This window comes from Dietzia sp. CW19 (assembly GCF_014145265.1).
Taxonomy (GTDB): Bacteria; Actinomycetota; Actinomycetes; order Mycobacteriales; family Mycobacteriaceae; genus Dietzia; species Dietzia natronolimnaea.
This window is the reverse complement of the sequence record NZ_JAALEE010000017.1, coordinates 1-12,782: the sequence shown is the minus strand read 5'-3', so window position 1 is coordinate 12,782 and position 12,782 is coordinate 1. Positions and strand designations below refer to the sequence as shown.

General features: G+C 69.6%; 13 protein-coding genes and 1 pseudogene. 9 read left to right on the top strand and 5 right to left on the bottom strand.

Going from position 1 to position 12,782, the window contains the following annotated elements; all coding sequences use genetic code 11:
• A partial coding sequence (locus G6021_RS00700) for a hypothetical protein (protein WP_187700280.1) occupies nucleotides 1–458 on the top strand: 458 nt, incomplete at its 5' end.
• Between the two features lie 80 nt (nucleotides 459–538).
• On the opposite strand, the gene G6021_RS00695 is transcribed toward G6021_RS00700, so the two are convergent.
• Genes G6021_RS00695 through mptB form a run of 4 tightly spaced genes read right to left on the bottom strand, consistent with a single transcriptional unit; the run spans nucleotide 539 to nucleotide 4,909 of the window.
• Nucleotides 539–1,537: a COX15/CtaA family protein gene (locus G6021_RS00695; RefSeq protein WP_182640464.1), complete on the bottom strand. Its 999-nt coding sequence runs from the start codon at nucleotides 1,535–1,537 to the stop codon at nucleotides 539–541.
• 38 nt (nucleotides 1,538–1,575) lie between these two features.
• Nucleotides 1,576–2,367: an ABC transporter permease gene (locus G6021_RS00690; RefSeq protein ID WP_182638523.1), complete on the bottom strand. Its 792-nt coding sequence runs from the start codon at nucleotides 2,365–2,367 to the stop codon at nucleotides 1,576–1,578.
• Nucleotides 2,364–3,299, bottom strand: coding sequence for an ABC transporter ATP-binding protein (locus G6021_RS00685; RefSeq protein ID WP_182615376.1), 936 nt, complete (start codon nucleotides 3,297–3,299; stop codon nucleotides 2,364–2,366). The genes G6021_RS00690 and G6021_RS00685 overlap by 4 nt, the downstream gene beginning before the upstream one ends.
• Before the next feature lie 23 nt (nucleotides 3,300–3,322).
• A complete protein-coding gene (mptB, locus tag G6021_RS00680; RefSeq protein ID WP_179525317.1) occupies nucleotides 3,323–4,909 on the bottom strand; it encodes a polyprenol phosphomannose-dependent alpha 1,6 mannosyltransferase MptB in 1,587 nt (528 codons plus the stop codon).
• Between the two features lie 161 nt (nucleotides 4,910–5,070).
• Here mptB and G6021_RS00675 point away from each other — a divergent pair, with 161 nt between their 5' ends.
• The 8 genes from G6021_RS00675 (at nucleotide 5,071) to G6021_RS00640 (ending at nucleotide 12,383) form a co-directional block, all read left to right on the top strand.
• On the top strand, nucleotides 5,071–5,808 hold the full coding sequence (locus tag G6021_RS00675; protein ID WP_179525316.1) for an HTH domain-containing protein: 738 nt from the start codon (nucleotides 5,071–5,073) through the stop codon (nucleotides 5,806–5,808).
• Nucleotides 5,805–7,262: a Fe-S cluster assembly protein SufB gene (gene sufB / locus G6021_RS00670; protein WP_179525315.1), complete on the top strand. Its 1,458-nt coding sequence runs from the start codon at nucleotides 5,805–5,807 to the stop codon at nucleotides 7,260–7,262. The genes G6021_RS00675 and sufB overlap by 4 nt, the downstream gene beginning before the upstream one ends.
• A 5-nt stretch (nucleotides 7,263–7,267) precedes the next feature.
• Nucleotides 7,268–8,476, top strand: coding sequence for a Fe-S cluster assembly protein SufD (gene sufD / locus G6021_RS00665; RefSeq protein ID WP_182638525.1), 1,209 nt, complete (start codon nucleotides 7,268–7,270; stop codon nucleotides 8,474–8,476).
• 56 nt (nucleotides 8,477–8,532) lie between these two features.
• Nucleotides 8,533–9,303 (top strand): Fe-S cluster assembly ATPase SufC, encoded by a 771-nt coding sequence (sufC, locus tag G6021_RS00660; protein ID WP_179525313.1) that lies wholly within the window; start codon nucleotides 8,533–8,535, stop codon nucleotides 9,301–9,303.
• Nucleotides 9,304–9,321: 18 nt separating this feature from the next.
• Nucleotides 9,322–10,581 carry a cysteine desulfurase gene (locus tag G6021_RS00655; RefSeq protein ID WP_179525312.1) on the top strand — a complete coding sequence of 420 codons (1,260 nt, stop codon included), beginning with the start codon at nucleotides 9,322–9,324 and terminating at the stop codon, nucleotides 10,579–10,581.
• Nucleotides 10,578–11,030 carry a Fe-S cluster assembly sulfur transfer protein SufU gene (sufU, locus tag G6021_RS00650; protein WP_179525311.1) on the top strand — a complete coding sequence of 151 codons (453 nt, stop codon included), beginning with the start codon at nucleotides 10,578–10,580 and terminating at the stop codon, nucleotides 11,028–11,030. Before G6021_RS00655 ends, sufU begins: the two co-directional genes overlap by 4 nt.
• A 5-nt stretch (nucleotides 11,031–11,035) precedes the next feature.
• Nucleotides 11,036–11,506 carry a metal-sulfur cluster assembly factor gene (locus G6021_RS00645; protein WP_179525310.1) on the top strand — a complete coding sequence of 157 codons (471 nt, stop codon included), beginning with the start codon at nucleotides 11,036–11,038 and terminating at the stop codon, nucleotides 11,504–11,506.
• A gap of 70 nt (nucleotides 11,507–11,576) precedes the next feature.
• Nucleotides 11,577–12,383: a hypothetical protein gene (locus tag G6021_RS00640; protein WP_241736365.1), complete on the top strand. Its 807-nt coding sequence runs from the start codon at nucleotides 11,577–11,579 to the stop codon at nucleotides 12,381–12,383.
• Here G6021_RS00640 and G6021_RS00635 read toward each other — a convergent pair.
• Nucleotides 12,380–12,782, bottom strand: a pseudogene (locus G6021_RS00635) (lycopene cyclase); the annotation flags it as partial. The gene G6021_RS00640 and the pseudogene G6021_RS00635 sit on opposite strands and share 4 nt — an antisense overlap.

Sequence of the window (12,782 nt, the reverse complement as noted above, 5' to 3'; positions counted from 1 at the left end):
CCTCCGCCGCCTCCCGGCCCGCCGACGCCCCTGCCGCGTCCCAGCCCGCCGCGACTCCTCCGGCGGACGAGCCGGCCGCCGAGGACAAGTCGGTCGAGAAGCAGGCGGCAGAGAAGGCGCCGTCGGAGAAGATCGATCCCATCAAGGTCGAGCGCGTTCCGGCGGGCCCGACACCGCCCCCGGGCGCCGTGAAGTTCGTCAAGAAGTTCCTCGCCCGCCATGGCGGCGCAGCCGATCTCGTCCTGCAGCCCACCGGTCGGACGGGGATCCGTCTGACGTTCGTGGGCGCCGACGGGGTCATGGACGACTACATGGTCGACACCCTCGCCGAGGCCGAGGCCGTGCGCGATTCGGTTCCCGGGCTCACCGGTTCGGACTGGACCCGTGAACTGGTCTCCCATGCCGATGTGCCCGCGGGCCACTGGAAGCGCATGGCCGGCTCCGGATCCCTGCTCTGAGACCCCGGTAGGACGAGAACGGCCCCGCCACGGCGGGGCCGTTCCGCATTCGCGTCAGGCGGGCCCTGCCGCCGGCCGGACTACGCGGGCCGCGGACTCCCGTCCGCCCGGTCCCTGATGACCGCCGAGGCCCAGAGTGCGCCGGTCACGGCGGTGATGGCCCCCGCCAGCGTCACGTGCAGGACCACCAGCACCTCGGGCACCCCCAGCTGGTACTGGGTGATCCCCACGACGGCCTGTGCCGCGATCATCGCGATGAGGATCAGGCAGCGCCGGATGGCCGGTCCCTGAGCGCGCAACGCGAGAAGACCGAACGCCAGCCCGATGAGCAGGCAGACGTACCCGACCATCAGTTCGGCATGGAAGTGGACCAGCCACTGGATCGGCATCTGGAGGCGGTCGGCGGCCTCGATGCGGGCGTCACCGGCGTGGGGCCCGGCCCCGGTGACCATGGTGCCGGTCACCAGCACACCGGCCAGGAGCACCGCGGACAGGACGATGAGCCAGGACAACGGCGGGGGCAGGACACGGCGGGCGGGGGCGTCGTCGGCCTCCCCGACCCGGACGAACAGGACGGCCGCGAGCCAGGCCAGGATCATGGACGGGAGCAGATGGAGCGCGACGGTCCACCACACCAGGCCGGCCAGGACCGTGATGCCCCCGATCACCGCCTGCGCCAGGATCCCCGCGGGCATCGCCCAGGCGAGCACCTTGAGCCCGCGGCGACGGCCGGCACGATGGATCGCGAGAAGCAGGGCCGCCGCGATCGCGATCAGCACGAAGGTCAGGAGCCGGTTGCCGAACTCGATGGCCTGGTGCATCGCGGGTCCGGCGCCGGCGACGGGCACGAAACTGTCCTGGTTGCACCGCGGCCACGTCTCGCAGCCCAGCCCCGAGGCGGTCACCCGAACGGTGACCCCGGTGGTCATGATGCCGATCTGGGCGAAGACGTTGGCCAGCGCGAGGCCCTTCTGCAGCCGGATCGACGGCATCGGCAGACGGGACAACGGTCCCGTCGGTCCGGGGGGTTCGCTCGTGGCATGGCTGCCGGGGTTCGGGGCGTGCGAAGTCGAGGTCACGCCCCCGATTCTAGGCGGGCGCGCAGACGGCTCCGCGATCAGGTGAAGGAGAAGTGCCGCACGGCCAGTCCGGCGCAGACCGCGGTCCACCCGACCAGGACCAGGGCCGCCACGGCGGGGAACCCTCCGTCGATCGCCGTGACCAGTGCGCTGGTCAGCGCGTACGACGGGACGACGACGAGGAGGTCGTGCAGCCACCCGGGCAGGGCCGCCACACCGATCGCCAGCCCGGCCGCGCCGATGAGGACGAACCAGATGAGGTTGGCCAGTGCCAGCACGACCTCGGCCCGCAGAGTCCCCCCGAGGAGGAGCCCCATCGAGGAGAACGCGACCGATCCGAACGCGATCATCACCGCGCCCACCGCCAGCCCGGCCGCTCCGGGGCGCCAGCCGAGCCCGGCCGCGATCGCACCGAGCAGGACAGCCTGGCCGGCCACCAGGATCAGCGTGGCGAGGATCTTGCCGCCGATGATGACGGCCGGTGGGAGCGGGGTCCCGCCGAGTCTCTTCAGCGCGCCGTAACGACGGTCGAAGCCGACGGCGATCGCCTGTCCGGTGAACGCGGTACCCATGACGGAGAGGGTCAACACCGCCGTGATCGCGTAGTCGATCCTCGGTTGTGGGATCGAACCGAACTCGATCGCGGTGAGCGCGAACAACACGGCCACGGGGATCACCAGGGCGACCAGGAGCTGCTCACCGTTGCGCAGGAACAGCGTCAGCTCCATCCGTGTCTGCGACGCGGCCATACGGAGGAGGGGGGCGGGTGCGGACGGGCGGGCGAACGTGCCCGGCGCGAAGCGGTTGGCGCCGGTCTGGGTGTCGGTCATCGCAGGTCCCGTCCGGTCAGGTCGAGGAATACCTCTTCGAGGCTCCTGGCGCGGGTGGCCAGGGAGGTGAGCTGGACGTCGGCCTTCTCGAGCGCGGCACAGAGGGTGGTCATGAGTTCGGGGGAGACCGGGCCGTGGACCTCCAGGACCCCCGCCGCGGACCCCGTCGTCACCGTGTGGTCCGGACCGATCGCCTCACTCAGGAGACCCGGGGAGGCCTCACCGTCGACGACCAGGGTCACGCCTTCGGACGTCCCCGCCCGGGCGAGCTCCGCCGGCGAGCCGGCGGCCACACGGCGGCCGTGGTCGATGATCACGACCTCGTCGGCCAGGGCGGCGGCCTCGTCCATGAGGTGCGTCGTCAACAGGACGGCGGCACCGTCGCGACGCAACGCCCCGACCAGGTCCCACACGGCCCGCCGGGACTGCGCGTCGAGACCTGCGGTGGGCTCGTCGAGGAACACCAGCTCAGGTCGGCCGATGACCGCGATGGCGAGCGAGAGTCGCTGCTGCTGGCCGCCGGACAGACGCCGGTAGGGGGTCGAGACGTGGTCGCTGAGCCCGAGTTCGGCGAGGAGCCAGTCCGGGTCGAGGGGGTCCGCGTAGTACGAGGCGACCAGACGGACCATCTCCCCGACACGCGCCGCGGGGTACGCCCCGCCGCCCTGCAGCATCATGCCGATCCGGCTGCGGACCCGCTGACGGTCGGACACCGGGTCGAACCCCAGCACCCGGAGGGATCCACCGTCAGGCCGGAGGAATCCCTCGCAGACCTCGACCGTGGTGGTCTTGCCGGCGCCGTTGGGACCGAGGAGCGCCATCACCTCACCGCGGTCCAGTCGGAGGTCCAGACCGGCCACGGCCGTGGTCTCCCCGAACCTCTTGACGAGTCCCTCGACGTGGAGCGCGGGGGAGTCGGTGCGTGAGGTCACGGGAGCATTCTAGGCCGCGTCGACTACCGGAAGCGCAACAGCCCCGGCCAGCGGAACATCGCGATCAGCAGGACCGTCACGGCCACGACGGTGGCCACCCACGCCTGGACGGTGACGAACGGCGGCAGGCCCGCACCCGGCGGGAGGGTGAAGCAGGCGAGCACGGCGCTGACCGCCACGACGGGGATCCGGAACTCCATCCGCGAGGCCCACGCCGCGAGCGGGATCAGCGCCCACAGGACGTACCAGGGTTGGACGACGGGGAAGCACAGGACGATGGCCGCCATCGACACCCCGAGGCCGCCGACCGGGTCGATCCGCCCGGCGGAGACCGCGAACAGCATCCTCACGGTGAACACGCCGGCGATCACGAGCGCCGCGGTCTGCACCATCACCAGGATCTGGGCGGTGTGGTCACCCAGTCCGAGGTACTGCCCGATCCCGCCGACGATCACCCCCAGAGCAGTGGGCGGTGAGAGCCAGCTGCGTAGGGACGTGGCCGCTCCGAGCTTCGTGATCCACCCGAGGCCCGAGGAGGTCGCGAGCATGGCCAGTCCGGTGGTGGCACCGCTGATGACCACCATCACCAGCGCCGCCCGCACGGTGGCGAGATACCCGCCACCCCAACGACGGGCGAGCGCCATCCCGACGAAACCCAGGGCGACGACGGTGGGCAGTTTCACCAGCGCCGACCCGGTGACCAGGACGGTCCCCACGACGAAGAGAACCGTGGTCCGACGGCCGGACTCCGGGGAGTCCACCGCGCGGAGGGCCAGCACGAGCCCGACGGCCAGCAGCCCCATCATGAGCGACTCGGAATGGATCCCGGACACCAGGTGGAACAGCACGAGCGGGTTGGCCACCGCCAGCCAGAGCGCCGCCACGTCCGACACCCCGCAGTACTCCGCCAAGCGCGGGACAGCCCAGCCCAGCATGAGGATCCCGATGATGGCGACCACCCGGTGCAGGATCGTGCCGGCCACCACGTCGTCCCCCGTGAGCGTGTGGATCACCTTCTGCACGCCGAGGAACAGGGGGCCGTACTGGTTCGGCGTGTCCCGCCAGATGTCCGGGACGTTGACAGTCAAGGCGTGGGAGGTGCCCAGCGCCGACACGGGACCCAGCGCGTACGGGTCGTCGAGGGTGTTGCCGATCGCGCCCTGGGCCAGATAGCTGTAGACGTCCTTGCTGAACATGGGCGGGGCCAGCGCGAGCGGAATCGCCCACGACGCGATGATGCGGTCGAGTGTGGCCCTGTCGATGCGGCCGCTCAGCCGTCCCCGGCGATCCCGGCCGAGGACGTACGGGGCGAGCAACAGCCAGCAGAGCGTCACCACCACCATCCCGGTCATGACCACGGTCATGGAGGACTGCTGCACCCTGAGCCACAAGCCGAACAACCGCTCGCCCGCGACGGGGTTCTGCAGGACCGGCAGGGCGCCGGCGCCCAGGGCACCCACCGCCATCGCGACGGCCGCGGTGGTGCCGATCCTGCGGATCCGGCGGAGTCGGGCCAGTTCAGCCGACGGTGGGGCCCCGGTGAACCGTTCCTCGGTGTGGAGCCGGGCGGTCACCGACCCCGCGCCGCGTACCGGGAACCTGGGTGCCACTGACCTCAGCCTCTCTCCACAGTGGGTGTCGCAGGTCACATTCCGACGGCACCGCCGGACTCACCGGGGGGTGGGAATATTTCCGTCACGGAAGTGTTGCGTAATATGAGGTGGTGCGTCCCGCACGGGGCGCACCGAGCATAGCCGGAAGGGAGTGGCAGATGAGCGTGCAGCACGCGTACGAGAGCAGCACGCGGCCCGACACCCGCTCGGCCGTCCGTGAACTCCTGCTGGAACGAGGAGCGCTGACCGCCGTAGAGATCGGACGAGAGCTCGGGCTGACCGCTGCCGGTGTCCGCCGACACCTGGACCAGTTGGTCGAGTCCGGCGAGGTCGAGGCCACCCGGACCCGCCCGGCCGGCACCCGCGGTCGGCCGGCCAAGGCGTTCCAGGTCACCGCGACGGGCCGCAGGTCCGCGCAGCACGGGTACGACCACCTCGCGGTGGAGGCCCTGTCCGCCCTGCGACGCGTCGGCGGCACCGCCGCCGTCGCGGACTTCGCCCGCCAGCGCGTCCGCTCGGTCATCGGACACGTCCGGCCCGCCGAGGGACCGCAGGACGTCGAGCGTGCGGCGACGGACATCGCCGTCGCCCTCTCGGATTCGGGATATGCCGCGTCGATCGAGGACGCCGGATCGGGCCTCCAGATCTGCCAGCACCACTGTCCGGTGTGGAACGTCGCGTCCCAGTTCCCGGAACTCTGCGAGGCCGAGCAGGAGGTGGTGGCCGAGATCGTGGGCACCCACGTCCAGCGCCTCGCCACCATCGCCGGCGGAGACTGCGCCTGCACCACGAACATCCCCACGGGGATGGTGACCGCCGGTGACCTGGCGGCGACCATCCCCGCAGCGGCCGGCGCAGACGCGTCGGTTCCGACCCCCGAAAGGACTGTGCGATGACCATCACCCCAGATCAGGTGACGGCCGACGTCACCGTGCACGAGCCGACCACCGATGAGGAGCGGATCGCCTCGATCGGTCAGTACAACTACGGTTGGCACGATTCCGACTCCGCCGGTGCCACAGCCCAGCGCGGCCTCTCGGAGGCCGTGGTGCGTGACATCTCCACCAAGAAGAGCGAGTCCGAGTGGATGCTCGCCAAGCGACTCAAGGCGCTGGCGACGTTCTACAAGAAGCCCATGCCCGGATGGGGTTCGGACCTGTCGGGGATCGACTTCGACAACATCAAGTACTTCGTGCGGTCCACCGAGAAGCAGGCCACCTCGTGGGAGGACCTGCCGGAGGAGATCAAGAACACGTACGACAAGCTCGGCATCCCGGAGGCGGAGAAGCAGCGTCTGGTCGCCGGCGTCGCGGCCCAGTACGAGTCCGAGGTGGTCTACCACCAGATCCGCGAGGACCTCGAGAGCCAGGGTGTCATCTTCATGGACACCGACACCGCACTCAAGGAGCACCCGGAGTACTTCGAGGAGTACTTCGGTTCCGTGATCCCGGCCGGTGACAACAAGTTCTCCGCCCTCAACACCGCCGTGTGGTCGGGCGGCTCGTTCATCTACGTCCCGCCGGGTGTCCAGGTGGACATCCCGCTGCAGGCCTACTTCCGCATCAACACCGAGAACATGGGCCAGTTCGAGCGCACGCTCATCATCGTCGACGAGGGTGCCTACGTGCACTACGTCGAGGGGTGCACCGCGCCGATCTACAAGTCGGACTCGCTGCACTCGGCCGTGGTCGAGATCGTCGTCAAGAAGGGCGGCCGCTGCCGCTACACGACCATCCAGAACTGGTCGAACAACGTCTACAACCTCGTCACCAAGCGCGCCCGGGCCGAGGAGGGCGCCACCATGGAGTGGATCGACGGCAACATCGGCTCCAAGGTGACCATGAAGTACCCGGCGGTCTGGCTCACCGGCGAGCACGCCAAGGGCGAGGTCCTCTCCGTGGCGTTCGCGGGGGAGGGTCAGCACCAGGACACCGGCTCGAAGATGCTGCACCTGGCGCCCAACACCTCCTCGAACATCGTCTCCAAGTCGGTGGCGCGAGGCGGCGGTCGCTCCGCGTACCGCGGGTTGATCCAGATCAACGCCGGTGCGAAGGGATCCAAGTCGAACGTCGAGTGCGACGCGCTGCTGGTGGACAACATCAGCCGGTCCGACACGTACCCCTACATCGACATCCGCGAGAACGACGTGACCCTGGGTCACGAGGCCACCGTCTCCAAGGTGAGCCAGGACCAGTTGTTCTACCTCATGAGCCGCGGACTGGCCGAGGACGAGGCGATGGCCATGATCGTGCGCGGATTCGTCGAGCCGATCGCCAAGGAGCTCCCCATGGAGTACGCCCTCGAGCTCAACCGCCTGATCGAACTCCAGATGGAAGGATCGGTGGGCTGACCGCCATGACCGACACCACTTCACCCACCACCGGAACCGGCCCCACCCCGGTGACGGATCGCTACGGCGTCCCCGTCACCGCCACCAAGGGCGACCAGTTCTCCTCCTTCGACGTCGGCGCGTTCGAGGTCCCGAGCCACAAGGACGAGATCTGGCGCTTCACCCCGCTCAAGCGGCTGCGCGGCATCCACGACGGATCGCGCGTCACGGCCACCGGGAACCTGCTCGTCTCCGTCGCCGAGCGTGACGGACTGACCGTCGAGAGCGTCGGGACCGACGACAAGCGGATCGGCGAGGCCGGGGCACCCCGGGACCGCGTCGCGGCGCAGGCCTTCAGCTCCGTCGACACCGCGACCGTGCTGACCGTGGCCAAGGAGACCGTCCTGGCCGACCCCGTGTACGTGACGGTCGACGGACCGGGGGAGGGCGAACTGGCCTACGGCCACGCCCAGATCCGCCTGGAGCCGTTCGCCAACGCCACCTTCGTGGTGGACCAGCGCGGCGGGGGGACGGTCGCCGAGAACGTCGAGTTCATCGTCGGCGACTCGGCCCACCTCGAAGTGGTGCTCATCCAGGACTGGGATGACGACGCGCTGCACATGGCCAATCACCACCTGCAGGTCGGTCGCGACTCGACCCTCACCTACACCGCGGTGACCTTCGGTGGCGAACTCGTCCGGATCGCACCACTGGCGACGTTCACGGCCCCCGGGGGCACGGTGAACATCAACGGTCTGTACTACGCGGACGACGGCCAGCACATCGAACACCGGTTGCTCGTCGACCACTCTGTACCCCACTGCACCTCGCGGGTCCTCTACAAGGGCGCTCTGCAGGGCGATGCGTCGTCGAACCTGCCCGACGCCCACACCGTGTGGATCGGCGAGGTCCTCATCCGCGCCGCCGCCGAGGGGACCGACACCTACGAGATGAACCGCAACCTCGTCCTCACCGACGGGGCCCGCGCGGATTCGGTGCCGAACCTCGAGATCGAGACCGGTGAGATCGCCGGCGCCGGCCACGCCAGCGCGGTGGGACGATTCGACGAGGAGCACCTGTTCTACCTCATGTCCAGGGGTATCGCCGAGGACGTCGCCCGGCGACTGGTCGTCCGTGGCTTCTTCGGAGAGGTGATCAACCGCATCGGCGTGCCGGAGGTACGTGAGCGGATCGCCGAGGCCGTCGAGCTGGAACTGCAGTCCTCCGGGATCTGATCCCAGAACCCCGAGAGACCACCCCCGAAGACTTCACAAAGATTGCGAGCACACCAATGACCATTCTCGAGATCAAGGGCCTGACCGCCCGCGTCGCGGCAACGGCCGACTCGGCCGAGACCGTCGACATCCTCAAGGGCGTCGACCTGACCATCGAGTCGGGGATGACCCACGCCATCATGGGCCCCAACGGCTCCGGCAAGTCGACCCTCGCCTACGTCATCGCCGGCCACCCCAAGTACGAGGTCACCGGCGGGACCGTCACGCTCGACGGCGAGGACGTCCTGTCGATGGAGGTCGACGAGCGCGCCCGCGCCGGCCTGTTCCTGGCCATGCAGTACCCGACCGAGATCCCCGGGGTCTCGACCGCCAACTTCCTGCGCACCGCGGCCACCGCGGTCCGGGGCGAGGCACCCAAGTTGCGGCACTGGGTCAAGGAGGTCAAGGAGGCCATGTCCGACCTCGACTTCGATCCGGCCTTCTCCGAGCGCAGCGTCAACGAGGGCTTCTCCGGCGGCGAGAAGAAGCGCCACGAGATCCTCCAGCTGGATCTGCTCAAGCCCAAGATCGCCGTGCTCGACGAGACCGACTCCGGTCTCGACGTGGACGCGCTGCGCGTGGTGTCGGACGGCGTGAACCGCTACCGGTCGGAGGAGAACGGCGGAATCCTCCTCATCACGCACTACACCCGCATCCTTCGGTACATCACGCCCGACCGCGTCCACGTCTTCGTGGACGGCCGGATCGCCGCCTCCGGTGGGGCGGAGTTGGCGGACGAGCTCGAGGCCGAGGGGTACGAGAAGTACCTCACGCCCGCGAACGCCTGATCGGACAGCTGGGAGAACATGACCTCGACCCTCGACATCACGGCCGTCCGCTCGGATTTCCCGATCCTGCAGCGGACGGTCCGTGACGGAAAGCCCCTGGTCTACCTGGATTCCGGGGCGACCTCGCAGCGCCCGATCCCGGTACTCGACGCGGAGCGGGACTTCCTCCTGAGCTCCAACGCGGCCGTCCACCGGGGCGCACACCAACTGGCCGAGGAGGCCACCGACGCCTACGAGGACGCGCGCGCCGCGATCGCCGGGTTCGTCGGGGCCGATGTGGACGAGCTCGTGTTCACCAAGAACGCCACCGAGGCGCTCAACCTCGTCGCCTTCGCGCTCGGGGACGACCGATTCGGTCCGTACTCCGTGGGCCCGGGTGACGAGGTCGTGATCAGCGAGCTCGAGCACCACGCCAACCTGGTGCCCTGGCAGGAGTTGTGCCGCCGCACCGGTGCCACGCTGAAGTGGTACGGCGTGACCGACGACGGACGGATCGATCTCGATTCTCTCCGGCTGACCGACGCGGTCAAGGTCGTCGCGCTGACCCATCAGTCCAACGTCACCGGCGCGGTGACCGACGTGGCGCGCGTCGTCGAGGCCGCGAAGGCGGTGGGCGCGCTCGTCGTGTTGGACGCGTGCCAGTCCGTCCCGCACATGGCCGTGGACTTCCACGGACTCGGGGTGGACTTCGCCGCGTTCTCGGGACACAAGATGCTCGGTCCCACCGGCATCGGCGTGCTCTACGGACGTCGGGAGCTGCTCCGGGCCATGCCGCCGGTGCTCACGGGCGGATCGATGATCTCCACCGTGACCATGGAGAAGTCGACCTACGCCGACCCGCCCCAGAGGTTCGAGGCCGGTGTGCCGATGGTGTCGCAGGCCGTGGGCCTCGCCGCCGCCGTGCGCTACCTCGAAAGCGTGGGGATGGAGACGGTCGCCCGTCACGAGGAGTCGCTCACCGCGGCCACCCTCGAGGCCCTCGGCCAGATCCCCGGCATCCGGATCGTCGGTCCCCGTGACATGGTCGCGCGGGGCGGTGCCGTCTCCTTCGTGGTCGACGGCGTCCACGCCCACGACGTGAGCCAGGTCCTGGACGACGACGGTGTCGCGGTACGGGTGGGACATCATTGTGCGTGGCCGCTGCACCGCCGACTGGGCGTGCAGTCCACGGTCCGGGCCTCGTTCGCGCTGTACAACACCCTCGACGAGGTCGAGGTGCTCGCCCGGTCGCTGCGCCGGGCCCAGCAGTTCTTCGGAGTGGGAGGTGCGCGGTCGTGAAGCTCGAACAGATGTACCAGGAAGTCATCCTGGACCACTACCGACACCCGCACCACAGCGGGTTGCGGGAGCCCTTCGGGGCCGAGGTGCATCACGTCAACCCGACCTGCGGCGACGAGCTGACGCTGAGGTTGCAACTCTCCGACGACCGGTCGACGATCGAGGACGTGTCCTACGACGCGCAGGGGTGCTCGATCAGCCAGGCGTCCACCTCGATGATGGCCGACCTCATCGTCGGCCGCACGGTGTCGGAGTCCCTCGAGGCCTACGACGCCTTCCACGAGATGATCTCGTCCCGCGGGAAGCACGAGGGCGACGAGGAGATCCTCGACGACGCCGTCGCCCTGTCCGGGGTGTCCCGATACCCGGCGCGCGTCAAGTGCGCGCTGCTGGGCTGGATGGCATACAGGGACGCTCTCGGCCGACAGACCGAACAGCATCAGGAGTGAGTGACATGACCGAGCAGATGACCCCGGCCAACGACCCGTCGGTCGACGACGCGACGTCGGCGGAGGAGAACGCGACCGCGGCGGGCACCGTCTACAACGGCGAATTCCGCCCCGACCCCAATCGCCCCGAGCAGTCAGAGGAGGACCTCGCGTTGGTCGCCGACCTCGAGGAGGCCATGCGCGACGTGGTCGATCCCGAGCTCGGGATCAACGTGGTGGACCTCGGGCTGGTCTACGACATCTGGGTCCGCCCGGGGGAGACCGAAGGGTCCACCATCGCGCGCGTGGACATGACGCTGACCTCCGCGGCCTGCCCGCTGACCGACGTGATCGAGGACCAGGCCCGAAGCGCGGTGGTGGGTTCCGACCTGGCCAACGACCTCGAGCTCAACTGGGTGTGGATGCCGCCGTGGGGTCCTCAGATGATCACGGACGACGGCCGGGAACAGCTCCGGGCGATCGGCTTCACGGTCTAGCCGCCTGCGGGAGGACCGCCAGCGACCTCCCGGGGTCGCTGGCGGTTCTCCGGGTGTTTACCCTGGCCGCATGGCCCCACCCGCGGATGACATACCGACCGGAGCGCCACCGGACCACGATCGAGACCCGGGGGTAGCCGGCTATCGCCTGTCCCGGGCGGCCAGGTGGCTGCTGCTGCCCTCGGTTCTCCTGGCGCCGCTGTCCGGGATCCTGTACGTCGTGGTCCGATCCACCGGGAGCTACGAGCGGGATCACGGGTGGAACCTGCTGTGGAGCGCGTTCGACATCGGGGGCGAGGGGAACATCGCGGTCTGGTTCGCGGCCACGATGTGGCTGCTCGTCGCCGCGCTGGCCGCGCTGGCAGCCCTCACCTCTGATCGGTTCCGGGCGTCGTGGTGGCTGTTCTCCACCGTGGCCGTCATCGCCTCGGCCGACGAGGCGGCGCAGCTCCACGAGCGACTCTTCTATTTCGGTGACCGCCTGGCGCCGGCGGTGCCGGGGGATCTCCACTACAGCTGGGTCATCCCCGGGACCGCCATCGCGCTGGTGGTCGCCGCGCTCCTCATCCGCCTGGTCCTCGCCCTCCGAACCCGGGTGACGGTCGGGCTGATCGGCTCCGCGGTGGTGTTCCTCCTCGGAGCGCTGGTCATCGAGTCAATCTCAGGGATCGTGGAACGCGACCAGGGGATGTCCGACCTGTATGTGGCGATCATGTACGTCGAGGAGACCTTCGAACTGATCGGTGTGGCGTGGGCCGTGATCGCGCTGGCCTCGATGTTCCGCCTGACCCGGAGTCCCAGGGCACTCGCCCTCACCTTCGACGGATTCTCCCCGTCGCCGGGTGATGCGGGGCCGCGGCGCCGAGTCTCGGGTTAGCCCGATCGAGCACCGACGGCGGGACGGGGGCGCCGCCGGACGACGGCGGCGATCATCCCCACCTTGTCTCGTGCGGGCATGATCACCCACATGTCCCACATCGCCAGCGCCAGCTGGTACGAGGGGCTCGCGCCGTCGAGGAACCACCGCTGGCGACGAGCGTCGATCCGGCCGAACGCGCCGAACAGTTGCCTCAGGGTCCGGGCGTCGGCGCGCAGGAGAACGCGGAGCCCGATCCTGTGCAGCGCGGTGCTCGCGGGGGACCGGGGCGCCGGGATCGGGAATCCGGTGCCGAGGGCGTGCACCGCGCCGGGGACCGCCGCCAGCATCGAGGCCACCGAATACCCCGTCGCCGCGTGGCCGTGTCCCCCGGCTGTGCCGAACGCCTCGATCCGAGGG

Bases quoted from the DNA above. Each gene is read 5' to 3' on its own strand.
- G6021_RS00690 (WP_182638523.1), bottom strand. From the start codon at position 2,367: ATGACCGACACCCAGACCGGCGCCAACCGCTTCGCGCCGGGCACGTTC.
- G6021_RS00675 (WP_179525316.1), top strand. From the start codon at position 5,071: ATGAGCGTGCAGCACGCGTACGAGAGCAGCACGCGGCCCGACACCCGC.
- sufB (WP_179525315.1), top strand. From the start codon at position 5,805: ATGACCATCACCCCAGATCAGGTGACGGCCGACGTCACCGTGCACGAG.
- sufD (WP_182638525.1), top strand. From the start codon at position 7,268: ATGACCGACACCACTTCACCCACCACCGGAACCGGCCCCACCCCGGTG.
- sufC (WP_179525313.1), top strand. From the start codon at position 8,533: ATGACCATTCTCGAGATCAAGGGCCTGACCGCCCGCGTCGCGGCAACG.
- G6021_RS00655 (WP_179525312.1), top strand. From the start codon at position 9,322: ATGACCTCGACCCTCGACATCACGGCCGTCCGCTCGGATTTCCCGATC.
- G6021_RS00645 (WP_179525310.1), top strand. From the start codon at position 11,036: ATGACCGAGCAGATGACCCCGGCCAACGACCCGTCGGTCGACGACGCG.
- G6021_RS00640 (WP_241736365.1), top strand. From the start codon at position 11,577: ATGGCCCCACCCGCGGATGACATACCGACCGGAGCGCCACCGGACCAC.